Source organism: Paractinoplanes lichenicola (genome assembly GCF_016785085.1).
Lineage (GTDB): Bacteria > Actinomycetota > Actinomycetes > Mycobacteriales > Micromonosporaceae > Actinoplanes > Actinoplanes lichenicola.
This window is the reverse complement of the sequence record NZ_JAENHO010000016.1, coordinates 43916-69181: the sequence shown is the minus strand read 5'-3', so window position 1 is coordinate 69181 and position 25266 is coordinate 43916. Positions and strand designations below refer to the sequence as shown.

The window sequence follows — 25266 nt, the reverse complement described above, 5'->3', positions numbered from 1 at the left end:
AACGGTTACACCCGTCACGGCACCCGCAGTTGGTTGGCCTCGGGCACCGCCTCGTTGACCGACGTCCAGGTGGCGCGGTCATCCGGATCAGCCATGGTGACCGACTCCAGCATTCGGCGGTGCTCCGCCTCGCTGAGGCTGATACCGCCGGCCCGGAGCAGGTAACGGCCGTCGGCGACCACACGGTGGCACTCGTGCGGCCCGCACGTGACCTTGGCCGGGTCGGGGTCGGTGCCCGCGGGCACGGGTTCCAACGCGATGAGTGCGTCCGAGGGCGTTTTGTCCATGTTGGGGCGGTCATAGACGCGGTCGGGCGTCTTCATCCGGAGGCTCGTTCGCTTCACATGCTCGAAGCGCACGCCCCGGTAGGAGGCAGAGCTGCTTGCTTCGGTCAGACTCCAGGCGGCGGGTACGTAGCCGACCCGGAACGGGACCGTCAACGCCTGTTCAGGCGCCAGGCGGAAGGCCTCGGCGATCCGCGGCAGGTCGGCCTTCTCCGTCCGGTTCGGGCTCGGCTCCAGGCGGGCGAGCAGACCGTCGGCGTACTCCCAGAAGAACATGGGTTCGTCGCGCGACTCACTCCGAGGGTCCGGCTTGAGCCAGAATGCCCGCCGGCCGTTGATCGGCGCGACTTCGATGATCGTCGCGCCGGGAGCGGGAAAACGGGCCAGGGGGTCGACGCCGGGCCCATAGATCGTCAGCCCCGGCCACCCGGCGGGCCGCTCCCAGCCGACCGGCGTGATCCAGGCAACCGACGCCCGGACGTCCGCGAACTCGGGGTTCTCGACGCGATAGCCCGCCGCCTCGAAGCTCTGGGAGCGGGTGACGAACGGGATCACCGCGCCCCGGGCCGGCGTGGTGACCACGGTCGGAACCGGCGCCGGCGTGACCGGATGAGCCTGCTCCCGGCGGACCAATTGCGGCACCCCGATCGCGGCAGTCACCGCCACCACGGCCGCGATCGCCCAGCCCGCGTTCCGGCGGCGCTTTCTTCCCCGGCCGGCCCGCAACACGGAATCGGCGTCGTGGCGCAGCGGCGGCGCCCCCTGCGCGGCCTCGTCCAGCAGCTCACCCATGTCGGAACGCACGTCGCCCCTCCTTCCGCTCGTCCAGGATCGCCCGCAGCGCCTCGAGACCCCTCGACGTGTACGCCTTCACCGTGCCCTCGGGGCAGCGCAGCGCGGCCGCCGTCTCCTGCACGCTCAGCTCTTCGAGGTAGCGCAGCACCAGCACCGCCCGCAGCTTGGTCGGCAACCGGCTCAGGGCCTGCCGGATGCGCAGCCGCTCGTCGACCGCGTGCTGCCCGCCGTCGACCGGCAGCTCGGGCAGGGCGTCGCCGTGCGACTGCTCGCGCCGCCACCACGGTCGCCGGGTCTCGTCGATCGCCGCCCGTACGGCGATGGTGCGGGCGTACGCCTCGGGGTTGTCGACCCTGCCCCACCGCAGGTAGAGCTTGCTCAGGGCCGTGACGGCGGCGTCCTCGGCCACCTGCCAGTCGCCGCACGTCAGGTAGGCGAGCGCGCGCAGCGGCTCGAGCCGGGCGGCCGCGAAATCCCGGAACTCGGCGTCCTTGTCACTCACCTGAGTTAGACGGACGGCGATGAGCTCGGCGTTACAACAAAATCAGGTCGAGGAGCGCGAAGAGGAACAGGGCGATGCCGACAAACCCGTTGGCCGTGAAGAAGGCCCGGTTGACCTTCGACAGGTCGGTCGGCGTGACGACGATGTGCTGATAGACGAAGGCGGCCGCGGTCAGCACCAGGCCGATCCACCAGAGCCAGCCCAGCCCGACGACCTGGCCGAACCAGACGAACAGCGCGAACGTCACCACGTGGGTGGCGGTGGAGATGTGCAGGGCCGTGCGGACGCCGAACCGGGCCGGGGTCGAGTGCACGCCGATCTTGCGGTCGACCTCGACGTCCTGGCAGGCGTAGATGATGTCGAACCCGCCGATCCACAGGCCGACCGCGACGCCGAGCAGCCAGGCCGGGCCGGAGCCGTCGAACGTGCCGGTGATGCCCAGCCAGGCGCCGACCGGGGCCACCGCCTGGGCCAGCGCCAGCACGTAATGCGGGAAGTTGGTGAACCGCTTGGCGTACGGATAGACGACCAGCGGGATCACGGCGAGCGGGGAGAGCACGAGGCAGAGCGGGTTGAGCAGGCCGGCCGCGACGAAGAGCACGACCAGCGAGACCGCGGCGCCCGTCCACGCCGTACGCAGGGAGACGGCGCCGGTGACGAGCTCGCGATTCCGCGTACGGGGGTTGAGGGCGTCGATCTTGCGGTCGAGGATGCGGTTGGCCGCCATGGCGAAGGTGCGGCCGGACACCATGGCGACGGTGATCAGCAGCAGGTCGAGCCAGTGGACGCCGGTGCCGAGCCGGTCGAGCGCGACGAAGGCCGACAGATAGGCGAACGGCAGCGCGAACACCGAGTGCTCGATGGCGACCAGGCGCAGGAACGCCTTGACCTTGCCGGGTTTCTCGGGGACCGCCGCGACCGCCGTCATATGCCGTACTCCTTCCAGCGCTTGTCCACGAGGCTGACCACCTCGGGCGACATCGCCATCTCCTCGGGCCAGCCTCGCGAGTAGCCCTCCGACGGCAGCTTACGGGTGGCGTCGATGCCGGCCTTGCCGCCCCAGAACTGCTGGTAGGAAGCGTGGTCGAGGTGGTCGACGGGGCCCTCGGTGAGCAGCAGGTCGCGGCTGTAGTCGACGTTGCCGAGCGCGCGGAAGGCGACCTCGTTGTAGTCGTGGACGTTGCAGTCCTCGTCGACGATCACGATCAGCTTGGTGAACGCCATCGAGTGGGCGCCCCAGATCGCGTTCATGACCTTTTGCGCGTGCTTGGGGTAGCGCTTGCGGATCGAGACGATCGCGCAGTTGTGGAAGACGCCGGCCGACGGCAGGTCGTAGTCGACGATGTCGGGGATCATCATCTTGAGCAGCGGCCGGAAGATGCGCTCGGTGGCCTTGCCGAGGCCGTGATCCTCCTGCGGCGGCTGCGACGTGATGATCGAGTGGTAGATCGGCTTCTTGCGCATGGTCATCGTCTCGATGTGCAGCACCGGGAACGGCTCGACCGGGGTGTAGAAGCCGGTATGGTCGCCGAACGGGCCCTCGGGCAGCCGCTCGCCGGGCTCGAGATAGCCCTCGAGGACGATCTGGGCCTCGGCCGGCACCTGCAGCGGCACGGTCAGGCAGTCGACCATCTCGACCCGCTCGCCGCGCAGGAAGCCCGCGAACAGGTATTCGTCGATGTCGGAGGGCAGCGGGGCCGACGCGGAATAGCTGACCACGGGGTCGCACCCGATCGCGATGGCCACCGGCAGGCGCTGCCCGAGCCGCTCGGCCACGGCGTGGTGGGCCGTCGAATCCTTGTGGATCTGCCAGTGCATGCCGAGCGTGTTCTTCGAGTGCTGCTGCAGGCGATAGAGCCCGAGATTGCGCTTGCCGGTCTCGGGGTGCTTGGTGTGGGTGAGCCCGAAGTTGTGGAAGATGCCGCCGTCGCCGGGCCAGACCTGCAGGCCGGGCAGCAGGCCGAGATCGACCTCGTCGCCGGAGAGCACGACCTCTTGGCAGGGCGCCGTCTTCACCTTGCGGGGCGGCAGCGACTTGAGCTGAAGCACCTTGCCGATGCCCTCGCGGATGCCGGACCAGCCGACCGGAAGCTCCGGTTTGATCATCCCCCCGATGCGGTCGCCCACTTCGTCGAGATTTTCGACCCCGAGGGCCATCGCCATCCGTTTCTCGGTGCCGAAGAGGTTGATCGCCAGCGGCATCGAGCCCCGGGTCGGCCGCTCGAACAGCAACGCCGGGCCACCCTCGCGAACCGTACGAGTCACCACCTCGCTGATCTCAAGCGTCGGGTCGACCGGAACGGTCACTCTGCGCAACTCTCCGGCCGCCTCGAGGGCGTCGAGGAAGCTCTGCAGATCCGGATAGGGAAACCCACGAGGCGCCATGACAACCAGTCTCGCGCACGGGTCCGACAGTTTCGCGCGCGGGCGATCACCGTCACTCACGATGTCCGATTCGCGTTGAGTGGGCGATTGATACGCAAACTCGGGGCGGGGTGCAGGTGAAGATCCGAAAAGCGGTGCTGTGGTGCGCAATGACAAGCCTCGTCGCTGCCCTGACCGGTGCGAATCCCGCTGTCTCGGCGCCGTCCCTGCCGGCCTGCCCGTCCGCCCAGAAATCCACGCGCGCCCCGTCCGAACCGGCCGGGCCGGCCGCCACCGGGGCCTGTCGTGCCACAGGTCACATCCTCGAATCCGGGGTGCGGCTCGCCCGCCGCGGCGAACCGGGTTTCACGCCGAGCGGCTATCACCACCTCGGCGCCAACACGGGCGGCGAGTGGGCCGGCGTCTCCGGGCGGTTGTCGGTCGTCGACGGCTCGATCCGGGCCCGCTCGTACGACTTCGTCGCCGCCCGCTTCATGGTCAAGCGCAACCTGGGCCGCGGCACCATCTCGTGGCTGGAGGCGGGCTGGGCCGAGACGGGCTGGGCCGACCCGGGCCGGCAGAAGATCTACACCTTCAACACCAACAGCAAGACCTGGCAGTTCTACGACCAGTACACCGTGCGGCCCGGCGACAAGGTGTGGCTCGACGTGCACGCCGACTCCGACGGCGTGTGGAGCGCGTGGCTGTGGTGGGGCAACCGGTGGAACCTGCTCACCGCCCAGCGGCTGCCGCTCGGCGCCACCGCGACGATCGAGCAGTACGTCGAGGTGCACGTCGACGCGGGCAAGCCGGGCCGGATCGACGTGCCGCCGGTGACGGTCGACAACGTGCGGCTCCAGCCGGGCGACGGCGGGCCGGTGCGGTTCTGGCGCGACGACGTGCCCACGCTGACCGGTTCCGACCCGGCCCGGCGCGAGCTCAGCGGTGGGTTCTGCCTCGACTGGCTGACCCGCTACGACACCTGGACGGCCGGGGACTGCGGCCGCGCCCGCCCGATCGAGGTCAGCCGGCGTTCGCGTACGAGTGCAGACCCTCGAAGAACAGGTTGACGCCGAACAGGTTCATCAACATGGTCAGGAAGCCGAGCAGCGCGATCCAGGTCGCCACCGTGCGCTTGACGCTGGGCGTGGCCCGGGCGTGCAGGTAACCGGCGTAGACGATCCAGGAGATGAACGCCCAGACCTCCTTGGGGTCCCAGCCCCAGTAGCGGCCCCAGGACGCCTCGGCCCAGATCGGGCCCGCGATCAGCGCGCCAAAGGTGAACAGCGGGAACGCGAACGCGTGCAGGCGGAAGGTCAGGCGCTCGAGGGAGACGGCGTTGGGCACGTGCTTGCCCAGCGTGTACGGGAAGCGGCGCTTGCCCTCGTCGTACCCGTTGCGGATGAGGAACATCGCGGCCGGCACGGCGCCGATCAGGAAGATGCCGGAGCCGATGATGATCGTCGACACGTGGATGATGAACCAGTACGAGTGGAGCGCGGGCACCAGCGGGCCGACCGGGGTATAGGCGATCATGCTGGCCGCGCCGAGCATGACGACCAGCGCGAGCGCGGCGAACAGGCCCAGGTGCCGCACGGCCGGGCGGGCGAGCACGATCCCGATCCACACCGCCGAGGCGATGAACGTGGTGGCCAGGATGTATTCGTACATGTTGCCCCACGGCATCCGGTCGGCCGCGACCCCGCGGGTGACCAGGCCGCCGAGGTGCAGCAGCACGGCGACGACGTTGAGCCCGACGGCGATCTTGCCGACCAGCTCGCCGCGGTCGCGCTTCGCGGTGACGGGTGGCTCCACGTCGTCCGGGACCGGATCGACCGGGGCTCCGGCGCCCACGAGCTGCTTGGCCGGGCGCACGGCGGCGCGGCCGACGCGGCTGCGCTTGCCGAACGCGTACTCCCCCGCGTAACAGATCATCGCGGCCAGGTACAGCAGGACGGCCGCCGCCATCAGCTGATTCGACAACTCCGCCATCAGGGCGTCCCTTCCTCGGCGGCCTTCACCAGAGCCTTGAACTCGTCGGAGAAACCGGGATAGTCGGTGCGCGGGAGTCCACCGGCCGTCACCAACGTACCGCCGGAGGATCCCGGCGAACCCGCCAGGTCGGCATTCTCCTGGACGGTGAACCACACCCGCCGCCGATGACCGGCCAGCGAGAGCATCAGGCCGAGCAGACCGGCCACCGCGCCGGCCAGCGCCAGCGCCTGGGTGGGGTCGTGCCGGATGGACAGCGTGGCGAACGGGCGGGTGCCGACGAACTCGAGCTTGCTGCCGTCGTCGAGCGTCCACGTGCCGCCCAGCTTCAGCGCGTACGGCCGGGCGTCGCTGACCTTCTTTAGGTCGCCGCTCGCGATCTGGCCCTGGTTGAGCGAGTAGACCGAGCCCGGGGTGCCGACGTCGAGCCCCAGGTCGCCACGGTACGCGCTGAGGTAGAGCATCGGGTTGTTCTCGGCCGGGAAGATCGAGCGCGCGGTGCCGTCGGTGGGCGCGGTCGGCAGATACATCCCCTCGAAGCCCACCTGCAGCGTCGGGTCCCGTTTGTCGGTCTTGGGGTCGATGTTGACGTCGGGGAACTGCGCGACGCCCTCGCTGGTCTGCATGGCGTCCATCGGCAGGAACGGCACGATCTTGGTCTGCGAGACACCGAAGCGGTCGGTGTATTTCAGGACCGGCGCGTAGCCGTGGCCGAGCAGATAGACGTTCGCCTCGTCGAGCCGCAGCGGGTCGTTGACCGTGAACTTGCGGGTCTCGTACGGGCTGTTGTCCTGACTGACCTGCACCGTGGCCGAGAAGCTCTTGGGCTGGCCGGTCTCCTGGAACGACGCGTCGAAGTCGCTCAGCCGCAGGCAGAAGACCGGCAGGTCGGCGGGGTGGACGCGGGGGCCGAGGGTGGAGTCGTCGTACTGGGTGAGCGTGTTGCAGAAGCCCATCTCGTTGCCGCCGATGAGGATCCGGTTGGCGTGCCAGCCGTACCAGTGGCCGAACCCCACGCCGATCAGCACGGCCAGCAGGGCGGTGTGGAACAGCAGGTTGCCGGTCTCCTTGAGGTAGCCCTTCTCGGCCGAGACCGTCCAGCTGCCGTCGTCGCGCTGCCGCAGCTTGGTGCGGAACCGGCGGCGGCGCAGGCCCTCGGCGACGCTCCGGGCGACCTCGGCCGGCGCGCCGCTCCGCGACCACTGCGGGGCGCTCTGGGGCAGGCGGTCGAGCCGCTTGGGCGCGTCGGGCGGGGCCTGCCGCAGCGCGCGCACGTGGTCGAGCAGCCGCGGCACGACACAGCCGATCAGCGACGTGAACAGCAGCAGATAGATCGAGGCGAACCAGGGCGAGGCGTAGACCGAGAAGCCGCCCAGCCGCTCGAGCCAGGGGGCCAGGTCGGGGTGGGCCTGGTAGTACTGCGTGACCCGTTCGGCGTTGACCGAGCGCTGCGGGAAGACCGAGCCCGGGATGGCCGCGATCGCCAGCAGGAAGAGCAGCACCAACGCCGTACGCATGCTGGTCAGTTGCCGCCACGAGTTGCGCAGCAGCGCCCAGGCCCGGTTGGGGCGACGTGGCGGCGGGGACGACGCGGGCGCCTGGCGCTCCTCGATGACTGTCACAGCCACGTCCCCCCGCCGAAGTCGAAGGTGACCCGCAGCCACACCATGAAGTGGTTCCAGCCGCCGGTGACCAGGGTCAGCCCGACCAGGATGAGCAGCACGCCACCGATGCGCGTGACCCACTGGCTGTTGCGGCGGATCGCGCGGAACACCCCGAGCAGCTTGCGGAAGAACAGGCCGAAGAGCACGAACGGAACACCCAGACCCAGGCTGTACGCCACCGCCAGGATCACGGCGCGGTCGGTCTGCCCGGTCGTCGAGGCGAGCAGCATGACCGCGCCCAGGGTCGGGCCGACGCACGGGATCCACGAGAACGCGAAGATCGCCCCGAAGACCGGCGCGCCCAGCAGGCCGGCCGCGGGCAGCTTCGAGAATCGGGCCTCGCGCTGCAGGCCGGGGATCCAGCCCAGGTAGGCCACGCCGAGCCCGATGATCAGGACACCGAGGACGATGTTGAGCACGTCCTGATGGCGTACGAGGAAGGTGAGGTTGGCCACGGCCGTCGTGAGCAGGGTGAAGACGACGGTGAAGCCGAGCACGAACAGGCTCGTGCCGGCCAGCACCCGGCCCTTGCCGGCCACCCTGGACCGGGTCAAGGTCTGCACCCCGCCGCCTGACGAAGGCGCATCAGGCGATTTGTCCAGATCGGAGCCGGCCAGGCCCGTCACATAGGACAGATAGCCCGGCAGCAGCGGCAGGACGCACGGGGACAGGATGCTGACCAGGCCGGCCAGCGCGGCCACGCCGATCGCCAGCAGCAGCGGCCCGGTGCCGGCGATTCCGGCGAAGCTCTCGCCCATCAGCCGTTCCCCTCCGCGGCCACCCTTTCCACCAGCGGCCGGAGCTGGGTGGCCGTGGTCGCCTTGCGGATGGCGACGGCGATCCGGCCCTGCCGATCGATGATCAGCGTGGACGGCATGGCCGTGTTGGTCACGTCGAACTGCAGGCCGAGCTTGCCCTCGAAGTCGTAGAGGCTCGGATAGGTCACCCGGCCCCGCTCGAACTCGCGGGCGGCGTCCTTGTCGTCGCGCGAGTTCACCCCGAGGAACGTGACGTTCTTGTCCTTGGTGGCCTGGAACGTGCTCTCCAGGTCGTCGGCCTCGGCCCGGCAGGGCGCGCACCACGACCCCCAGAAGTTGACCACCACGACCTTGCCCTTGTCCTGGCTCAGGTCGTACGACCCGCCGTCGAGCAGCTCGCCGCTGACCGGCTTGACCGCCGTGCGCTGGCCGGGCGCGCACTCGACCACGCCGTCGGTGGTCGCGCACTTGTCGGTCCAGTTCTCCCCGCTGCATCCGGCGAGGACACCGGCCGTGACGGCGGCGGTGGCCAGGACTGCGGCGAGGCGGCGCATGGTCAAGCTCCCTTGGCGGTCTTGGCAGTCGCGGAGAGGGCCACGAGGTGGGCGGCGGGCTCGGAGTAATCGATCCCGACGACCTTGGAACCCTCGAAGCGGAACGAGGTGAGGCTGGCCAGCCCGCACTGGCGGCGGCGCGGGTCGTGCCACAGGCGCTTCTTCTCTATATAGCGCCTCAGCGTCCAGATCGGCAGTTGATGCGAGACGCAGACGGCCTCGTGCCCCTCGGCGGCGACCCGGGCCGTCTGCACCGCGGCGAACATGCGCTGCGCGATGACCAGGTATGCCTCGCCCCAGGAGGGCGTGATCGGGTCGCGCAGCACCCACCAGTGCCGGGGGTTGGTGAGCGCGCCGTCGCCGACCGAGACCTTCTTGCCCTCGAAATAGTTGGCGCTCTCGATCAGCCGCGAGTCGGTGGCGATGTCGAGCTCGAACTCGGCCGCGATCGGCACCGCGGTCTCCTGTGCGCGATCGAGCGGGCTGGCCACGACGTGGGTGACGTCCCGCTCGCGCAGCGCCTCGGCGGCCGCCTTGGCCATCTGCACGCCGAGCTCCGACAGGTGGAAGTCGGGCAGCCGCCCGTACAGGATCTTGTTCGGGTTGAAAACCTCACCGTGCCGAAGCACGTGGACGGTTGTCTTGGTCATGCTGCTCCCCCCGCCGCCGCTCGCGCCGCGTGGGGCAGCGCCGCGGCGATCGTCTCCAGCGCCTGCTCGTCGAGCGCGGTCGAGACGAACCACGACTCGAAGGCGCTCGGCGGCAGATAGACGCCGCGCGCCAGCATCGTGTGGAAGAACGCCTTGAACGCGCCCGCGTCCTGAGTCTTGGCCGACTCGTAGTCGGTCACCTCGGACTCGGTGAAGAAGATCGAGAACATGTTGCCCGCGAACGACAGCCGGTGCGGCACGCCCGCCGTGGTCAGCGCGTCGGAGGCGAGCGCGCCCACGGTGGCCGAGAGCTCGTCGAGCCGCTTGTACGTCGCGTCGTCGGCCAGCCGCAGCGAGGCCAGCCCGGCCGCGCAGGCCAGCGGATTGCCCGAGAGCGTGCCGGCCTGATAGACGGGACCGGCCGGGGCCAGCCGCGACATGATCTCGCGACGGCCGCCGAACGCCGCCGCGGGCAGCCCGCCACCCATGACCTTGCCAAACGTGAACAGGTCGGCGTCGACCGGCTCGAGCCCGGCCCAGCCGCCGGCCGAGACGCGGAAGCCGGTCATCACCTCGTCGACGATCAGCAGGGCGCCGGCCGCGTGGGCGATCTCGGCGATCCGCTGGTTGAAGCCGTCGCGCGGGGCGACCACGCCCATGTTGCCGGCCGCGGCCTCGGTGATGATCGCGGCGATCTCGCTGCCCTCGGCGCGGAAGGCCTCCTCGACCGCGGCGACGTCGTTGTACGGCAGGACGATGGTCTCGCTCGCCGCCGCGCCGGTGACGCCGGGCGAGTCGGGCAGGCCTAGCGTCGCGACCCCGGAGCCGGCCGCGGCGAGCAGCGCGTCGACGTGGCCGTGATAGCAGCCCGCGAACTTCACGATCTTGGAGCGGCCGGTGTAACCCCGGGCCAGCCGGATCGCCGTCATGGTGGCCTCGGTGCCCGAGTTGACCAGGCGGACCTCGTCGACGGCGGTGCGCCGGACGATCTCCTCGGCCAGGTCGACCTCGCCCGCCGTGGGGGTGCCGAAGCTGGTGCCGAGCGAGGCGGCGGCCTGGATCGCGGCGACGATCTCGGGGTGCGCGTGACCGTGGATGAGCGGGCCCCACGAGCAGACCAGGTCGACATAGCGCCGGCCGTCGGCGTCGGTCAGCCACGGGCCCTTGCCGTGCGCCATGAATCGGGGCGTGCCGCCGACCGCTCGGAACGCACGCACGGGTGAATTGACCCCGCCCGGCACGATGGCCTGGGCGCGGTCGAACAGGGCCTGAGAGACCGGGGCGTCCTCCGGGTAGGGGAGGCCCTCGGCGCGGTATGAGGTGGTCACAGCGGCTCCCATTGTGTCAGCGCGGTCCGGCAAGAATCTCAAGAGGGTTCCTCACATCACCCGAGGATGGCCGAATGCGGCAATCGGGGATGTCGGGATCGCCCCGATACGGCCGAGCCCAACAGGCCGAACATGCGCACAGGCGATAGGCTGACCGCGTGGAGCGACCCGAGCTGTCGATCACGACTGAGCACGCACCCGACGAGGTCATCTTCCACCTCGCCGGGGAGATCGACGTGCTCACCGTCGCGAACCTGTCGGCGCTGGTCAACGAGACACTGGCCGAGCCGCCGGCCCGCATCGTGCTCGACATGGCCGGGGTGACCTTCTGCGATTCCCAGGGCCTGGGCACGCTCGTGGTGCTCAGCCGCAAGGCGCAGCATGCCCGTTCTGTCCTGTCTCTGGCCAACGTCGGCGACTTCCTGCTGCGAGTGCTCGATATCACGGGACTGCGCAGCGCCCTGATGATCAGCAGCACCGCCTGAGCCTTGCCTTGACGCCGGTGTCAACGCCTAGCGTCGGGTGACGACGAGGGGGCACCGGATGTTGATCGGGGAGTTGGCGTCACGCGCGGGCACCAGCACACGCACGCTGCGCTATTACGAGCAGCACGGCCTGGTGCGAGCCGGCCGTGACGCGAACGGGTATCGCCAGTACGACGACGCCGAGCTGCGCGTGGTGCACGAGATCCGCTCGCTGCTGGCGGCGGGCTTCGCGCTCGAAGACATCCGGCCCTTCGTCGCGTGCCTGCGAGCCGGGAACGACTCGGGTCATGTCTGCCCCGACTCGGTGCTGGTGCTGCGTCGCAAGCTGGCCGAAGTGGACGGCTACATCGAGCAGCTCACCGACATCCGGCAGCAGTTGCGCGCCCAGTTGACCGAGGCCGTCGCACACCGGGAGTCGCCATGTCACACCCAGACCTGCCAGCCCTGACCGATGCCACCATCGGCCCCTACCTCGCCGAGGCCGGCGTTCCGGTCGCCGTCGACGTCTGGGCCGAGTGGTGCCCGCCGTGCGGACCCATGGCCCGGACACTGGCCGAACTGCAGCCCGAGTTCGCCGGGCGCCTGATCATCACCACGCTGAACGCCGACGAGAATCCGGAGACTTCCCGCGCGTACGGGATCATGTCGCTCCCGACCCTGCTGATCTTTCAGAACGGGGTGGTGACCCAGCGGCTGGTCGGCGCGCGGCCGAAGTCGGTGCTCCGGCCGCTGCTGGCCAACGCCCTCACGCCGTACGCGAATGTTTGATCAGTTGCCCCAGCGGGCCTTCTCCAGGAGGGCCAGCGCCTCGCCGGCGGCGTCGTCACCGCCGGAACGCAGCACCCGGGCCGCCTCGTCGACCGTGTCGGTGAGCCGCTGCCACTGCGACTCGCGCTCGCGGGACGCCTCGGACTGGGCCTTGAGCTGCTGCGTCTTGTTCCACAGGTCGACGAAGATGCTGACCTTGGCCCGCAGCACCCACGGGTCGAACGGCTTGGTCAGATAGTCCACCGCGCCGACCGCGTAGCCCCGCAGCGCGAGCTGGGCGTCGCGGTCGGCGGCGGTGAGGAACAGGATCGGCACGTGCCGGGTGCGCTCGCGCCGCTTGATGTGGCCGGCCGTCTCGAAGCCGTCCATGTTGGGCATCTGGGCATCGAGCAGAATCACCGCGAAATCGTCGGTGAGCAGCTGCTTGAGCGCCGCCTCGCCGCTCTCGACCGCCACGGCCGTCACCGGCAGGCCCTGAAGGATGGCCTCCAGGGCGAGCAGGTTGTCCTTGCGGTCGTCGACCAGCAGGGCCTTCGCGCGCTCCGCCACTGTGCTCCCCTCCGTGGACCTATCAGCCCAGATCCGGCTCCGTGGTCTTGTCGGCGTTCACCCAGCGGGCCATCAGCTCGATCAGCTCGTCGAGATCGACGGGCTTGGTGATGTAGTCGCTGGCGCCGGCCGCGAGCGCCGACTCCCGGTCGCCGGGCATCGCCTTCGCCGTCAGGAAGACTACCGGTAGATCCTGGAAGCGCTGATTGCGCCGGATTCCGCGGGTGGTCTCGTAGCCGTCCTGGTCGGGCATCATCGCGTCCATCAGCACGATGTCGACCTCAGGGTGCTCGGCCAGCAGCCGTACGCCGTCGACGCCGTTGTCGGAATACAGCACGTTGAGCCCGTGCATCTCGAGCGCGCTGGTCAGGGCGAAGACGTTGCGCACGTCGTCGTCGACGATCAGCACGGTCGCGCCGTCGAGCTGGCGGCTGGCCGGGCTCACCACGTGGCCCTCGAGCGCGGGGCTCTGGTGCAGCACCGGCATCTCCATGAGCGGGATGTCGATCGGGGCCGGCGCCGGCTGCACCACGACCGTGCTGGTGGGCAGCGTGGGCAGGCTCAGCGGCGGGATCGCCTCGGCGCTGAGCGCGTCGGGCATGTAGAGCGTGAACGTCGAGCCCTCGCCGGGCCGGGACGAGACCACGATCGTGCCGCCGAGCAGGGCGGCCAGGTCGCGGCTGATCGACAGGCCCAGGCCGGTGCCGCCGTACTTGCGGGTGGTCGTGCCGTCGGCCTGCTGGAACGGCTCGAAGATGATCGCCAGCTTCTCGTCGTTGATGCCGATGCCGGTGTCGGTGACCGCGAACGCGATCACCTGCCGGGCCGCGGCCAGCGCCGGGATCTCGAAGTCGGTCTCGGGCGGGGCGCCGAAGATGCTCAGCGTGACCGAGCCGCTGTCGGTGAACTTGACCGCGTTGCTCAGCATGTTGCGCAGGATCTGGTGGAGCCGCTGGGCGTCAGTGAGGATCGACTCGGGCAGGCCGGGCTGCAGCCAGACCCGGAACTCGAGGTTCTTCTCGTTGGCCTGCGGCGCGAAGGCCTGCTCGACGTAGCTGCGCACGCCCTCGAAGTCGACCTGGTCGGGCTCGACGTCCATCCGCCCGGCCTCGATCTTGGCCAGGTCGAGGATGTCGTCGATCAGCGAGAGCAGGTCGGTGCCGGCGCTGTGGATCGTGCGGGCGAACTCGATCTGCTTCTCGGTCAGGTTGGTGTCGTTGTTGTCGGCCAGCAGCCGTGCCAGCAACAGCAGCGAGTTGAGCGGGGTCCGCAGCTCGTGGCTCATGTTGGCCAGGAACTCGGACTTGTACGCGCTGGCCCGGCTGAGCTGCTGCGCCTTCTCCTCCAGGCCGCGCCGGGCCTGCTCGATCTCGCGGTTCTTGGTCTCGATGTTGGCCTTCTGCTCGCTCAGCAGCTGGGCCTTGTCCTCCAGCTCGGCGTTGGTGCGCTGCAGCTCGGCCGACTGGTCCTGCATCTCGCGGGCCAGCCGCTGCGATTGCGAGAGCAGTTCCTCCGTACGGCGGTTGGCCTGGATGGTGTTGAGGGCGACCCCGATCGTCGACACGAGCCGCTCGAGGAACGTCAGATGCAGGCCCGAGAACGCCGCCACCGACGCGAACTCGATCACGCCGAGCATCTCGCCCTCGAACAGCACCGGCAGCACGACCAGGTCGTTCGGCGGCATCGACATGAGCCCCGAGCGCATGGTCAGGATGCCGTCGTGGGTGGCCCGGACCCGGATCGTGCGGCGCGAGACGGCGGCCTGGCCGACCAGCCCCTCGCCCGGCCCGAAGGTCACCTCGTGGTTGCGGGCGACATAGCCGTACGACGCGGCGAGCCGCAGCCGCATGACCGCCTGCTCGTTGTCGACCAGGAAGAACGCGCCGAGCTGGGCGTCGACCAGCGGGGTGACCTCGGTCATGATCATGCGGCAGACCTCGCCGAGATCACGCTGGCCCTGCAGCAGGCCGCCGATGCGGGCCAGGTTGGAGTCGAGCCAGCCCTGCTCCGCGTTGGCCTTGGTGGTCTCGCGGAGCGTCACGATCATCTGGTTGATGTTGTCCTTGAGCTCGGCGACCTCGCCCTGGGCCTCGACCGCGATGCTCTGGGTCAGGTCGCCCCGGGTCACGGCCGTGGACACCTCGGCGATCGCGCGCAGCTGGATCGTCAGGGTCGAGGCGAGCTGATTGACGTTGTCGGTGAGGTCCTGCCACGTACCGGAAACGCCCTTGACCTGGGCCTGGCCGCCGAGCTTGCCCTCGACGCCGACCTCGCGGCCGACCCGGGTGACCTCGGTGGCGAAGCTGGAGAGCTGGTCGACCATCGTGTTGACGGTGTCCTTGAGCTCCAGGATCTCGCCGCGGGCGTCGACCGTGATCTTCTGCGACAGGTCGCCCTTGGCCACCGCCGTGGTGACGCTCGCGATGTTGCGGACCTGGGCCGTCAGGTTGGAGGCCATGTAGTTCACGTTGTCGGTCAGGTCGCGCCACGTGCCGGCCACGCCCCGCACCTGGGCCTGACCGCCGAGCTTGCCCTCCGAGCCCACCTCGCGGGCCACGCGGGTGACCTCGTCGGCGAACGACGACAGCTGGTCGACCATCGTGTTCACGGTGTTCTTGAGCTCGAGGATCTCGCCCTGGGCGTCGACCGTGATCTTCTGCGACAGGTCACCCTTGGCCACCGCCGTCGAGACCTGCGCGATGTTACGCACCTGGCCGGTCAGGTTGGAGGCCATCGAGTTCACGTTGTCGGTCAGGTCGCGCCACGTGCCGGCCACGCCCCGCACCTGGGCCTGACCGCCGAGCTTGCCCTCCGTGCCCACCTCGCGGGCCACGCGCGTGACCTCGTCGGCGAAGGAGGACAGCTGGTCGACCATGGTGTTGACGGTCGACTTGAGCTCGAGGATCTCGCCGCGGGCGTCGACCGTGATCTTCTGCGACAGGTCGCCCTTGGCCACGGCCGTGGTGACCGACGAGATGTTGCGCACCTGGCTCGTCAGGTTCGACGCCATGTAGTTCACGTTGTCGGTCAGGTCGCGCCACGTGCCCGAGACGCCCTTGACCTGGGCCTGGCCGCCGAGCTTGCCCTCCGATCCGACCTCGCGGGCCACGCGGGTGACCTCCTCGGCGAAGCTGGAGAGCTGGTCGACCATCGTGTTCACGGTGTTCTTGAGCTCGGCGATCTCGCCCCGGGCGTCGACCGTGATCTTCTGCGACAGGTCGCCCTTGGCCACCGCCGTCGACACCTGGGCGATGTTGCGCACCTGGTCGGTGAGGTTGTCGGCCAGCTGGTTCACGTTCTCGGTGAGGTCGCGCCAGGTGCCGGAGACGCCGCGCACCTGGGCCTGACCGCCCAGCCGGCCGTCGGTGCCGACCTCGCGGGCCACGCGGGTGACCTCGTCGGCGAACGACGACAACTGGTCGACCATCGTGTTCACGGTGTCCTTGAGCTCCAGGATCTCGCCCTGCGCGGCCACCGTGATCTTCTGCGACAGGTCGCCCTTGGCCACCGCCGTCGACACCTGGGCGATGTTGCGCACCTGGCTCGTCAGGTTGGAGGCCATCGAGTTCACCGAGTCGGTGAGGTCCTTCCACGTGCCCGCCACGTTGGGCACCTCGGCCTGGCCGCCCAGCTTGCCCTCGGTGCCCACCTCGCGGGCGACCCGGGTCACCTGCTCGGCGAAGAGCCGCAGGGTGTCGGTCAGCCCGTTCATCGTGTCGGAGAGCTCGGCCACCTCGCCGCGGGCGGAGACCGTGATCTTCTGGGACAGATCGCCGCGGGCCATCGCCGTCGCGACCTGTGAGATTGATCGCACCTGGTGGGTCAGGTTCGACGCCATCGTGTTGACGGAGTCGGTCAGGTCCTTCCACGTGCCGGCGACGCCGCGAACATCGGCCTGACCGCCCAGTTCGCCCTCGGTGCCCACCTCGCGGGCCACGCGCGTGACCTCGTCGGCGAACGACGACAGCTGATCCACCATCGTGTTGACCGTGCGGCCGATGCGCAGGAATTCACCCCGAAGGGGGCGCCCGTCCATCTCCAGCGCCATGTGCTGCGAGAGGTCACCCTCGGCCACCGCGACGATGACCCGCGAGATCTCCGTGGTCGGGCGGCCGAGGTCGTCGATCAGGGAGTTCACCGAGCGGACGCTGTCCGCCCACGCCCCGTCGAGGCCCTCGTCGTCGAGCCGCTCGGTGAGCCGGCCGTCGCGGCCGACGATGCGGCTGATCCGGCGCAGGTCGAGATTTTGCCGCTCCTGCAGCGACACCACCTCGTTGAACGCATCGGCGACCTCACCGGCCGTCCCGCTGCGGCGGGGCAGCCGCACCTTGAGATCGCCACGGCGAACGCGCCGCAGGGCCTCGGCGAGTTCACCGAGCACGGCGGTGTCGTCGGGCATGCCGACGCTGGCTTCCTTGGCCGCGGTCATGCTGGTCCTCACTCGCTGTCCATCCGGCGTGGGCTACCTATCCTCTCTCGCCCGACCGGGTCAATGCGAGAGACGACTTTGTGCACGAGCCCACCTACAGGAGAGGATGCATGCGTGTCAGTGGCCGATGCGATCTCGGACACCCCGGCGGGTGGGCTGGTCCGGCGCGTCCGGCTGCCCAACGACCGGCGGACGCCGGCGGCTGCGCGCGCGCTGGTGCGCTCGGTCCTCGAGGAGGCGGGGCTCGAATCCCTCCTCAACGAGGCACTGCTGCTGACCACTGAGCTTTCCACCAATGCGGTGGTCCACGCCAACACCGAGCTCGACATAGAAGTTCGCGCCGACGGCACCGGGCTCACGGTGACGGTCACCGACTTCGCGCCCGGCCCGGTCGAGCAGCTGGCCGTCGGGCCGCGCAACGAGAGCGTCGACATCGGCGAGGTGGCCGAGCGCGGGCGGGGCCTGCTGCTGGTCGACCACTTCGCGAGCCGCTGGGGCACGGTGCACGAGGGCACCGGCAAGGGCGTGTGGTTCCGGCTCGAGGCCGAGCCCTCCGACCGGCCGACCGCGGTGGTGCCGGCCGTGGCCACGGTGGTCGAGGACGACACGCCCAGCGTCGGCGCGCTCACGATGCTGCTGCAGGTCAACCCCGAGCGCCACTCCGAGGAGGGCGTGGCCGAGTTCGCGGCCGACCTGCTGGCCCAGCTGGCCCGGCTGACCGGCGCGGCGGGCGGGGTGATCCGGCTCGACCGCGGCGACGGCGGCGGCCGCCACCTGCTTGCCCGCTACGGCCGGGCCCCGCGCGACGACGCCGACACGATCCGGGTGCCGCTGACCGTCCAGCGGCCGTATTCGGGAGAGTTGGAGCTCGACGCCTCCCCGATCGGCTTCGCCCAGCCGCTGGCCACGCTGGTCGCCGAGCGTTTCTCGCTCCATCTGGAGAACGATCGGCTGCGCCGCACCGACCTGCGCCGGCAGACCTGGCTGACCTTCCTGGCCGAGGCCAGCGAGCTGCTCGCCCAGTCGCTCGACGTCAACCTCACGATGGCGCTGATCCCGCAGCTGGTGGTGCCCCGGCTGGGCCAGTGGTGCGCCGTGCACACCACCGACGCGTGGGGCCGGCTGCAGCTCGCGGCGGCCACCCACACCGACGAGTCCGCGCTGCCGCAGCTGCACGACACGCTGGCCGAGACCGGGCCCGACTCGATCCTGACCCGGCTCGAAGAGGCTTCCCGCCTCGGCACCCAGGTGATGCTGGGCGCGCCGACCGAGGGCTTCGCGGTGCCGCTGGTGGCCCGGGGCGTCCGGCTCGGCACGCTGGCCGTGGGCCGGCACCACCGCATCCGGCACGACGCCGACGAGGTCAACGTGCTCGAGGACGTCGCCCGGCGCGCGGCCCTGGCCATCGACAACGCCCGCATCCACGACGAAAGGCACAAGGTCGCCCGTACGCTCCAGGCCTCCCTGCTGCCGCCCGCGCTGCCCAAGGTCGAGGGCGTCGGGTTCGCCGCGGAATACGTGCCGACCGGCTCCGAGGTCGGCGGCGACTTCTACGACGTGGTGCCGTCGGGCCCCGACAGCTGGATCGTGGTCGTCGGCGACGTCTCCGGCAAGGGCGTGCAGGCGGCGACGGTGACCGGCCTGGTCCGCGACGTGATCCGCATCCTCGTCGACGACGGCAAGCCGATGGTCGAGATCCTCTGCCGGGTCAACAAGACACTGGTGCAGCGGGGCGGCGGGCGCTACTGCACGCTGGCGATGGCCTCGGTGACGCGCTCGCAGGACGGGGTGCTCGAGGTCGGCCTGCATCTGGCCGGCCACGACCGGGCGGTGCTGGTGCATGCGGACGGCAAGACGTCGTTCGTGGGCGAGGGCGGCACGGCGCTGGGCCTGCTCGAGTCGATCACCTCACCCGACGTCGAGGTCCGCCTCCAGCCGGGCGACAGCCTGATCTTCTACACCGACGGCGTGACCGAGCGCCGCCGCGGCCGCGAGCTCTTCGGCACAGCCCGTCTCCGCGACGCGGCGGGCCCCCTGGCCGGCTACCCAGCCGAGGTCATGGCCGCCCGCCTCCGCTCCACCACGATCAACTTCTCGGTCGAAGAACCCCGCGACGACATCGCCATCCTGGTCCTCAGAAACGACGCCTGACCCCGTACGAGCGTCCTCGGCCCCGATCCCCGGCCCGACTCACCACCTGCTCGCCGCGCTGAGCCGCACTCCCGTTGCCACCCTCTGCTCGCCGCGCTCAGCCGCCGCCCTCGGCTCGCCGCTTAGCCGCCGCCCTCTGCTCGCCGCGCTGAGCCGCACCCCGGCCGTCCTCTGCTCGCCGCACTCAACTGCCGCACCCCGGCCGCCGCCCTCGGCTCGCCGCACTCAGCCGCGCCGCGGCCGTCCTCTGCTCGCCGCGCTCAGGTGCCGCACCCTCGCCGCCGCGCTGTGCTCGCCGGACGGGCCACCGCACCCCGCCGCAAACGTCCGACCTCGCCCCGCCACCGCTCCGCCCAAGCCCCACGATTCGCCCCTTTTCTGCGTTTATTTCGTGGCATGGTGTTTGTCATGGCGAAAACTCAGTACTACACGGCGACGAGCATCGACGGTTACATCGCCGATGAGAACAACTCGCTGGAGTGGCTCTTCGACGTCGACGGCGGCAACGAGAACCCGTTCGGCGGCTTCTTCGCGGGTGTCGGCGCGTTCGCCATGGGCGCGACCACCTACGAGTGGGTGCTCGAGAACGACAACGTGCTGGCCCAGCCGCAGAACTGGCACGACCTCTACGGCGACGCCCCGTGCTGGGTCTTCGCCAACCGCGAGCTGCCGCTCGTGCCCGACGCCAACGTCTTCATGGTCAGCGGCGACGTGAAGCGCGTCCACGAGGCCATGCTGGTGGCCGCCAAGGGCAAGAACGTCTGGCTGGTCGGCGGCGGCGACCTGGTCGGCCAGTTCGTCGACCAGGGCCTGCTCGACGAGATCATCCTGGGCATCGCCCCGGTCGTGCTGGGCCGCGGCGCTCCCCTGCTGCCCCGCCACCTGACCGCCCAGCACCTGGCCCTGACCGGCACGGCCCAGATCGGCCGCTTCGCCTACCTGACCTACGCCGTCGGCAGCGAGCCCATGCCCGACCGCCACCCGGCCGCCACCGACCACCGCTACGCCGTCCTCCACTGACCCGCCCGGCGGGCCGCCGTCGGCCGGACATGCCCGGTCGCTGCCCCGCCGCGCGAAGCGCCGTCAGCGAGACGCCCGCCGCCCCCCATCGGGACAGACAACGCCGCCACCCCTCAAGTTGATCATGCAGGGGGTTGAGGGTATCGCGACGGGCAACGCCGCCGCCGCTCAGTTGATCATGCGGAAATTGACAGGGCTGACAGAGCTGACGGGCCGAGCGGGGCAGGAAGGACTCAAAGCGGCGGCCGACCAAAATCGAGGTCGTCAGAAGAACTCGTAGCGGCCCGCCATCTCCACTTCGTGGGCCAGCTCCGGTGGGGCGGCCACGATGGCGGCCCGGCCGCCGCGGGCCAGCAGGACGTGGCGGACGCTCTCGACGATGCTGGTCAGGCGGGCCGGCGGCAGTGTGCCCGGCAGCACCGCGTGGACGCTGCCCAAACCGGCCGAGCCGCGCACCGGCACCGGGCCGCCCACCGTGTCGCTCAGGGCGTAGAGGGTGGCCGGCAGATCGGCCGCGGAGACCGAGAGGCGCAGGGCCACGTCGTCGCGGCGGAACGGATAGACGCCCCACCACGGCGGCGCGATCGGGGTGACCACGGCGCCCGAGCCCCACGCCGCGGCCAGCTCTGTGGCCTGGGCCACGGCGGCGGCCTCGGCCCCTTCGAACAGCACGGCCAGTGTGCCGCCCTGGCCGTCGGCCGGCAGGTCGGTCTCGATCGCGCTGGGTTCGAGCGCCTCGGCCGCGCCGACCAGTTTGCCGAGTTGCAGCGGGGTCGTCACGGCGACCCCGACCCAGCGGCGGGCCTGGGGCAGCGGCTCGAGGCGCAGCGTGGCCGCGGTGATCACGCCGTCGATCTCGGCCAGGCCGGGGCGGCCGTTCTCGCCGTCGGAGTCGCCGGGGCGGCCCCCGCGATCCACGTAAGCCACGCTGTTCACGTATTCCGCGGGGGTGCCGAACCGGTAGCGCAGCGGGCCGGCCTCGTTGACCGCGAGCATGCCGCCGACGGTGGCCGTGCGGGACGGCGGATCGACCGGGAGGCGCTGACCTTGCAGGGCCAGGGCGGCCTGCAGGGCGCGGACGGGGGTGCCGGTGGCGACCTCGGCCGTAGACTGCTCGACGTGGTGATCCCACATGCCGTTGAGCCGGCCCGTGTCGATCAGCACGTCGACGCCGGGGCGGGGCGTGCCCCAATCGATCTTGGATCCGCTGCCGCGGGGCAGGGCGGTCAGGCCGCGCTCGGCGACGAGGGTCAGGACGTCGGCCACCGAGCGGGCCGTGGCCGGCACCGCGACGTGACCGGCCCGGCGGCCGCCGACCGTGTCGATCGAGCGGGCCGCGCGCGCATAGTCAGGACCGCAGATGTCCACCAGCGCGGCGAGCACTGGATCTTGCGAAGGCGATGGCACAGCCCGATTCCCCAACGTCGACGGCGGCTGATCGAACGGTCCGAAGATCGTCCACTCTGGCATATCGTACACGTGTTCGAACGACCGCGGTCCACAGGCGCAAGAACTCCGGAAGGCGGGAAAACCGGACCGGTAACCTAGGGCGGGTGACGATCCAGACTCCGGACAGCCCGCCCTCGGCCGCCCAGGTGCCCAGCGAGCGCACCTTCCACGGCGACACCGTGACCGACGAATACGCATGGCTGGCCGACAAGAAGGATCCGCGCACGACCGCCTATCTCGAGGCGGAGAATGCCTGGACCGAGAGGGCGACCGCCCACCTGTCCGGCCTGCGCGGCACGATCTTCGACGAGATCAAGGGCCGCACCCTCGAGACCGACCTCAGCGTGCCGTCGCGCAAGGGCGACTACTGGTATTACACGCGCTCGGTCGAGGGCCAGCAGTACGGCATCCAGTGCCGGATCCCCGTGCAGCCGGGCCAGACCGATCCGCCCTCCACCACCGACCAGCCCGGCGAGCAGGTGCTGCTCGACGGCAACGAGCTCGCCGGCGACAGCGAGTTCTTCGCCCTCGGGGCCTACGAGGTGAGCGTCGACGGCAACCTGCTGGCCTACTCGACGGATTACACCGGCGACGAGCGCTTCACGCTGCGCATCAAAGACCTGCGTACGGGCGAGCTCTACCCCGACGAGGTGCCCGACACGTCGTACGGGTCGGCCTGGTCCGCCGATGGCAGCGTGCTGTTCTACATCACCGTCGACGACGCCTGGCGGCCGCACCGGGTCTGGCGCCACACCGTCGGCCGCCCCGCGAGCGAGGACGTGATCGTCTACGAGGAGGCGGACGAGCGCTTCTGGGTCGGCGTCGGCCTCACCCGCAGCGAGAAGTTCATCGTCATCGAGTCCGGCAGCAAGATCACCTCAGAGGTGCGCGTCCTGCCGGCCGACGCGCCCGAGTCCGAGCCGCTCGTGATCGCCCCGCGCGTGCAGGGCGTGGAGTATTCGATCGAGCACCACGGTCACCGCTTCCTCATCCTGCACAACCGCGACGCGGAGGACTTCGCGCTGGCCTGGACGTCGGCCGACGCCCCCGCCGACTGGGTCGAGATGATCCCGCACGAGCCCGGCACCCGCCTCGAGTCGGTCGACGCGTTCGCCCGGCACATCGTGATCTCGCAGCGCCGGGCCGGCCTGACCGGGTTGCGCGTCATCACCGACGGCAGCACCGACTCGTACGAGATGGAGTTCCCCGAGCCGCTGTACGCGGTGGGCCTGAGCGAAAACCCCGAGTACGACACGGCGACCGTCCGCATCGGCTACACCTCGATGGTCACGCCCGGCTCGGTCTTCGACGTCGACCTGACCACCCGCTCGATGGTGCTGCGCAAGCAGAAGCCGGTGCTGGGCGGCTACAACCCCGACGACTACGAGCAGTTCCGCGAGTGGGCCATCGCCCCCGACGGCACAAAGGTGCCGATCTCGATCGTCGCGCGCAAGGGCGTTCGCGAGCGGGGCCCGGCCCCCACGCTGCTCTACGGCTACGGGTCGTACGAGGCCAGCATCGACCCGTATTTCTCGATCGCCCGCCTGTCGCTGCTCGACCGCGGCGTGGTCTACGCGATCGCCCACATCCGCGGCGGCGGCGAGATGGGCCGCCAGTGGTACGAGCAGGGCAAGACGCTGACCAAGCGCAACACGTTCACCGACTTCGTGGCGTGCGCCCAGTCGCTGAGCCGCGAGGGCTGGACGACGCCGGAGCTGCTGGTCGCCCGGGGCGCCTCGGCCGGTGGCCTGCTGATGGGCGCGATCGCCAACCTGGCCCCGGAGGCGTTCGCCGGCATCGTGGCCGAGGTGCCGTTCGTCGACCCGCTGACCTCCATCCTCGACCCGTCGCTGCCGCTCACGGTGACGGAGTGGGAGGAGTGGGGCAACCCGCTCGAGTCGGCCGAGATCTACGCCTACATGAAGGGCTACAGCCCGTACGAGAATGTGGCCAAGGTGAGCTATCCGCGGCTGCTCGTGATGGCCGGCCTGAACGACACCCGCGTGCTCTACCACGAGCCCGCCAAGTGGGTCGCCCGGCTGCGCGCGGTCGCCCCCGGCGGCGACTATCTGCTCAAGACCGAGATGGGCGCCGGTCACTCCGGTCCCAGCGGCCGGTACGACGCCTGGCGCGAAGAGGCGTTCGTTCTGGCCTGGATGCTGGACGTGCTGAAGCTCGCTTAGCACCCCGTGAGCAGCCGTTGAAAAGACATCAGTGAATGTCTACGATCCGGCTGATCACCACGGGGGCTATCGATGCATCGAAATCTTCGCCGTGCCGTCACGGCAGTAATCTCCGGTCTGGTCCTCAGCGCTTCGGTCACCGCAACGGCCGAAGCCGCTGGCCTACCTCGGCCGGGACGGCTCCCGGACGCTGCTCCGGTCGACCGATCCGGACCAGCGCGTCCTCGAGGTGCCGGCCACGGCCAAGGTCATCGACGCCGCACCCCGCTACCGGATTCTGCAGTATCCCGGGGCGGCGATCGTGTTCACCACGGTGGGCAACATCGGCTTCCAGGACCCGCCGACCACCGGCGCGGTCTGGTTCGACACGCTCTGGCGCGTCCAGGAGGGCGCCTCCCTGCAGCCGTTCCACATCCCGACCGAGACCGTGTCGGGCCCCGCCCTGGCCACCGGCTCGACCTGCACGCCGACCGAGGTGCAGGCCACCGGCAAGCACCTGCTCTGGAGCTGCGGATCGCAGGGCCCGGCCGGCGTCGTCGAGATCGCCACCCGGAAGACGATCGCGCTGCCCGCGGGTCAATACCTGCTCGGCGACAACTACGTCGTACGGCATGACGCGAACGGCACCCTGCTCCGCTACGACGTCACCGGCGGCACGCTGGGCGAGGCCGTCACGCTGGCCAATTTCCCCCGCGGCGACCTGGCCGACGACCGCAACATCACCTGGGCCGTCGACAAGTTCGGCGGCGACGTGGCCTGGGTCGACGCCGGGAACGCGGTGCACATCGTCGACCCGGGAGTCGCGCCCTCGGCGCCGGTAGCGGTGTCGAACACGGCGCCGGCCCTGGTCGACTACCCGCAGAACGGCACCTTCACGGTCAAAGTGGAGCTCACCCGCCCGATCAACAACACCACGCTGACCATCACCCAGGTGCGCACCGGCCAGACCGTACGGGCCATCGGCAGCGCGGCCCGGGTCAGCTCCACCACATGGGACGGCGTCTTCAACGGCGACCGGGCTCCCCGGGGCCGGTATCGCTGGTCGCTGGCGGCCTCGGCCGACGGCGTGTCCACGGTTCTCGCCGGCAGCACCATGTACGCCCTCTACGGCGACGGCAACGGCACGTTCCAGGCCGGGCTCAAGGTCGTCGGCACCGGCTGGCTCGGCTACAACTCCGTGGTCGGCGCCGGTGACCTCAACGAGGACGGCAAGAACGACCTGATCCTGCGCGACACCGCCGGCAACCTGTTCCGCCGCCTCGGCACCGGGCAGGGCACCTTCGGCGACCGGGCGCAGATCGGCTCGGGCTACCAGCAGTACGCCGGGATCTACTGACCCTG

Annotated in this window: 21 protein-coding genes; 8 read left to right on the top strand and 13 right to left on the bottom strand. The window is 70.3% G+C overall.

All coding sequences use genetic code 11. From position 1 onward, the window contains the following. Nucleotides 1-14: 14 nt before the first annotated feature. Genes JKJ07_RS42055 through JKJ07_RS42040 form a run of 4 tightly spaced genes read right to left on the bottom strand, consistent with a single transcriptional unit; the run spans nucleotide 15 to nucleotide 3966 of the window. On the bottom strand, nucleotides 15-1088 hold the full coding sequence (locus JKJ07_RS42055) for a hypothetical protein (protein WP_202997618.1): 1074 nt from the start codon (nucleotides 1086-1088) through the stop codon (nucleotides 15-17). Further along, nucleotides 1069-1581, bottom strand: a complete 513-nt coding sequence (locus JKJ07_RS42050; protein WP_202997617.1) for a SigE family RNA polymerase sigma factor — start codon at nucleotides 1579-1581, stop codon at nucleotides 1069-1071. The genes JKJ07_RS42055 and JKJ07_RS42050 overlap by 20 nt, the downstream gene beginning before the upstream one ends. A gap of 31 nt (nucleotides 1582-1612) precedes the next feature. Beyond that, nucleotides 1613-2509, bottom strand: a complete 897-nt coding sequence (mqnP, locus tag JKJ07_RS42045; protein WP_202997616.1) for a menaquinone biosynthesis prenyltransferase MqnP — start codon at nucleotides 2507-2509, stop codon at nucleotides 1613-1615. Further along, complete coding sequence (locus JKJ07_RS42040) at nucleotides 2506-3966, bottom strand: menaquinone biosynthesis decarboxylase (protein ID WP_202997615.1); 1461 nt, start codon at nucleotides 3964-3966, stop codon at nucleotides 2506-2508. The genes mqnP and JKJ07_RS42040 overlap by 4 nt, the downstream gene beginning before the upstream one ends. A gap of 149 nt (nucleotides 3967-4115) precedes the next feature. Between JKJ07_RS42040 and JKJ07_RS42035 the strand changes: the two genes are divergently transcribed. Then, complete coding sequence (locus JKJ07_RS42035; RefSeq protein ID WP_236030830.1) at nucleotides 4116-5015, top strand: hypothetical protein; 900 nt, start codon at nucleotides 4116-4118, stop codon at nucleotides 5013-5015. On the opposite strand, the gene ccsB is transcribed toward JKJ07_RS42035, so the two are convergent. Genes ccsB through hemL form a run of 6 tightly spaced genes read right to left on the bottom strand, consistent with a single transcriptional unit; the run spans nucleotide 4969 to nucleotide 10903 of the window. Further along, nucleotides 4969-5937: a c-type cytochrome biogenesis protein CcsB gene (gene ccsB, locus JKJ07_RS42030; RefSeq protein ID WP_202997614.1), complete on the bottom strand. Its 969-nt coding sequence runs from the start codon at nucleotides 5935-5937 to the stop codon at nucleotides 4969-4971. The genes JKJ07_RS42035 and ccsB overlap by 47 nt on opposite strands. Continuing rightward, entirely contained in the window at nucleotides 5937-7559 is a 1623-nt protein-coding gene (resB, locus tag JKJ07_RS42025; RefSeq protein WP_202997613.1) for a cytochrome c biogenesis protein ResB, read from the bottom strand. Before resB ends, ccsB begins: the two co-directional genes overlap by 1 nt. Then, nucleotides 7556-8359: a cytochrome c biogenesis CcdA family protein gene (locus tag JKJ07_RS42020; RefSeq protein ID WP_202997612.1), complete on the bottom strand. Its 804-nt coding sequence runs from the start codon at nucleotides 8357-8359 to the stop codon at nucleotides 7556-7558. Before JKJ07_RS42020 ends, resB begins: the two co-directional genes overlap by 4 nt. Continuing rightward, nucleotides 8359-8919 (bottom strand): TlpA disulfide reductase family protein, encoded by a 561-nt coding sequence (locus JKJ07_RS42015; protein WP_202997611.1) that lies wholly within the window; start codon nucleotides 8917-8919, stop codon nucleotides 8359-8361. Before JKJ07_RS42015 ends, JKJ07_RS42020 begins: the two co-directional genes overlap by 1 nt. Further along, on the bottom strand, nucleotides 8916-9563 hold the full coding sequence (locus tag JKJ07_RS42010) for a histidine phosphatase family protein (RefSeq protein WP_202997610.1): 648 nt from the start codon (nucleotides 9561-9563) through the stop codon (nucleotides 8916-8918). The genes JKJ07_RS42015 and JKJ07_RS42010 overlap by 4 nt, the downstream gene beginning before the upstream one ends. Continuing rightward, nucleotides 9560-10903 carry a glutamate-1-semialdehyde 2,1-aminomutase gene (gene hemL, locus JKJ07_RS42005; protein WP_202997609.1) on the bottom strand — a complete coding sequence of 448 codons (1344 nt, stop codon included), beginning with the start codon at nucleotides 10901-10903 and terminating at the stop codon, nucleotides 9560-9562. Before hemL ends, JKJ07_RS42010 begins: the two co-directional genes overlap by 4 nt. 146 nt (nucleotides 10904-11049) lie before the next feature. On the opposite strand from hemL, the gene JKJ07_RS42000 reads away from it, so the two are divergent. The 3 genes from JKJ07_RS42000 to JKJ07_RS41990 are packed head-to-tail and all read left to right on the top strand — an operon-like array spanning nucleotide 11050 to nucleotide 12144. Beyond that, nucleotides 11050-11376: an STAS domain-containing protein gene (locus JKJ07_RS42000; protein WP_202997608.1), complete on the top strand. Its 327-nt coding sequence runs from the start codon at nucleotides 11050-11052 to the stop codon at nucleotides 11374-11376. 58 nt (nucleotides 11377-11434) lie between these two features. Continuing rightward, on the top strand, nucleotides 11435-11824 hold the full coding sequence (locus tag JKJ07_RS41995) for a MerR family transcriptional regulator (protein ID WP_202997607.1): 390 nt from the start codon (nucleotides 11435-11437) through the stop codon (nucleotides 11822-11824). Further along, a complete protein-coding gene (locus JKJ07_RS41990; RefSeq protein ID WP_202997606.1) occupies nucleotides 11797-12144 on the top strand; it encodes a thioredoxin family protein in 348 nt (115 codons plus the stop codon). The genes JKJ07_RS41995 and JKJ07_RS41990 overlap by 28 nt, the downstream gene beginning before the upstream one ends. Here JKJ07_RS41990 and JKJ07_RS41985 read toward each other — a convergent pair whose 3' ends face one another. Together JKJ07_RS41985 and JKJ07_RS41980 are read right to left on the bottom strand one after the other, a co-directional pair. Continuing rightward, complete coding sequence (locus JKJ07_RS41985; RefSeq protein ID WP_202997605.1) at nucleotides 12145-12693, bottom strand: response regulator; 549 nt, start codon at nucleotides 12691-12693, stop codon at nucleotides 12145-12147. A gap of 22 nt (nucleotides 12694-12715) precedes the next feature. Further along, a complete protein-coding gene (locus JKJ07_RS41980) occupies nucleotides 12716-17122 on the bottom strand; it encodes a HAMP domain-containing protein (RefSeq protein WP_202997737.1) in 4407 nt (1468 codons plus the stop codon). Between the two features lie 63 nt (nucleotides 17123-17185). Here JKJ07_RS41980 and JKJ07_RS41975 point away from each other — a divergent pair, with 63 nt between their 5' ends. Together JKJ07_RS41975 and JKJ07_RS41970 are read left to right on the top strand one after the other, a co-directional pair. After that, nucleotides 17186-19273 carry a SpoIIE family protein phosphatase gene (locus tag JKJ07_RS41975; protein ID WP_202997604.1) on the top strand — a complete coding sequence of 696 codons (2088 nt, stop codon included), beginning with the start codon at nucleotides 17186-17188 and terminating at the stop codon, nucleotides 19271-19273. 408 nt (nucleotides 19274-19681) lie between these two features. Beyond that, nucleotides 19682-20293 carry a dihydrofolate reductase family protein gene (locus JKJ07_RS41970; RefSeq protein ID WP_202997603.1) on the top strand — a complete coding sequence of 204 codons (612 nt, stop codon included), beginning with the start codon at nucleotides 19682-19684 and terminating at the stop codon, nucleotides 20291-20293. A 264-nt stretch (nucleotides 20294-20557) separates the two neighbouring features. Here JKJ07_RS41970 and JKJ07_RS41965 read toward each other — a convergent pair whose 3' ends face one another. After that, nucleotides 20558-21700 (bottom strand): FAD-binding oxidoreductase, encoded by a 1143-nt coding sequence (locus JKJ07_RS41965; protein ID WP_307834688.1) that lies wholly within the window; start codon nucleotides 21698-21700, stop codon nucleotides 20558-20560. Nucleotides 21701-21846: 146 nt separating this feature from the next. On the opposite strand from JKJ07_RS41965, the gene JKJ07_RS41960 reads away from it, so the two are divergent. Both JKJ07_RS41960 and JKJ07_RS41955 read left to right on the top strand, forming a co-directional pair. Continuing rightward, complete coding sequence (locus tag JKJ07_RS41960) at nucleotides 21847-23925, top strand: S9 family peptidase (RefSeq protein ID WP_202997602.1); 2079 nt, start codon at nucleotides 21847-21849, stop codon at nucleotides 23923-23925. A 229-nt stretch (nucleotides 23926-24154) separates the two neighbouring features. Next, complete coding sequence (locus JKJ07_RS41955; protein WP_202997601.1) at nucleotides 24155-25261, top strand: FlgD immunoglobulin-like domain containing protein; 1107 nt, start codon at nucleotides 24155-24157, stop codon at nucleotides 25259-25261. The last annotated feature ends 5 nt before the right edge of the window (nucleotides 25262-25266 follow it).

Coding starts and splice junctions, on each gene's coding strand:
- JKJ07_RS42035 (WP_236030830.1), top strand. CDS start 4,116: ATGACAAGCCTCGTCGCTGCCCTGACCGGTGCGAATCCCGCTGTCTCG.
- JKJ07_RS41970 (WP_202997603.1), top strand. CDS start 19,682: ATGGCGAAAACTCAGTACTACACGGCGACGAGCATCGACGGTTACATC.
- JKJ07_RS41975 (WP_202997604.1), top strand. CDS start 17,186: ATGCGAGAGACGACTTTGTGCACGAGCCCACCTACAGGAGAGGATGCA.
- JKJ07_RS42010 (WP_202997610.1), bottom strand. CDS start 9,563: ATGACCAAGACAACCGTCCACGTGCTTCGGCACGGTGAGGTTTTCAAC.
- JKJ07_RS42020 (WP_202997612.1), bottom strand. CDS start 8,359: ATGGGCGAGAGCTTCGCCGGAATCGCCGGCACCGGGCCGCTGCTGCTG.
- JKJ07_RS41990 (WP_202997606.1), top strand. CDS start 11,797: ATGTCACACCCAGACCTGCCAGCCCTGACCGATGCCACCATCGGCCCC.
- JKJ07_RS41980 (WP_202997737.1), bottom strand. CDS start 17,122: ATGACCGCGGCCAAGGAAGCCAGCGTCGGCATGCCCGACGACACCGCC.
- JKJ07_RS41995 (WP_202997607.1), top strand. CDS start 11,435: ATGTTGATCGGGGAGTTGGCGTCACGCGCGGGCACCAGCACACGCACG.
- mqnP (WP_202997616.1), bottom strand. CDS start 2,509: ATGACGGCGGTCGCGGCGGTCCCCGAGAAACCCGGCAAGGTCAAGGCG.
- ccsB (WP_202997614.1), bottom strand. CDS start 5,937: ATGGCGGAGTTGTCGAATCAGCTGATGGCGGCGGCCGTCCTGCTGTAC.
- hemL (WP_202997609.1), bottom strand. CDS start 10,903: ATGGGAGCCGCTGTGACCACCTCATACCGCGCCGAGGGCCTCCCCTAC.
- JKJ07_RS42040 (WP_202997615.1), bottom strand. CDS start 3,966: ATGGCGCCTCGTGGGTTTCCCTATCCGGATCTGCAGAGCTTCCTCGAC.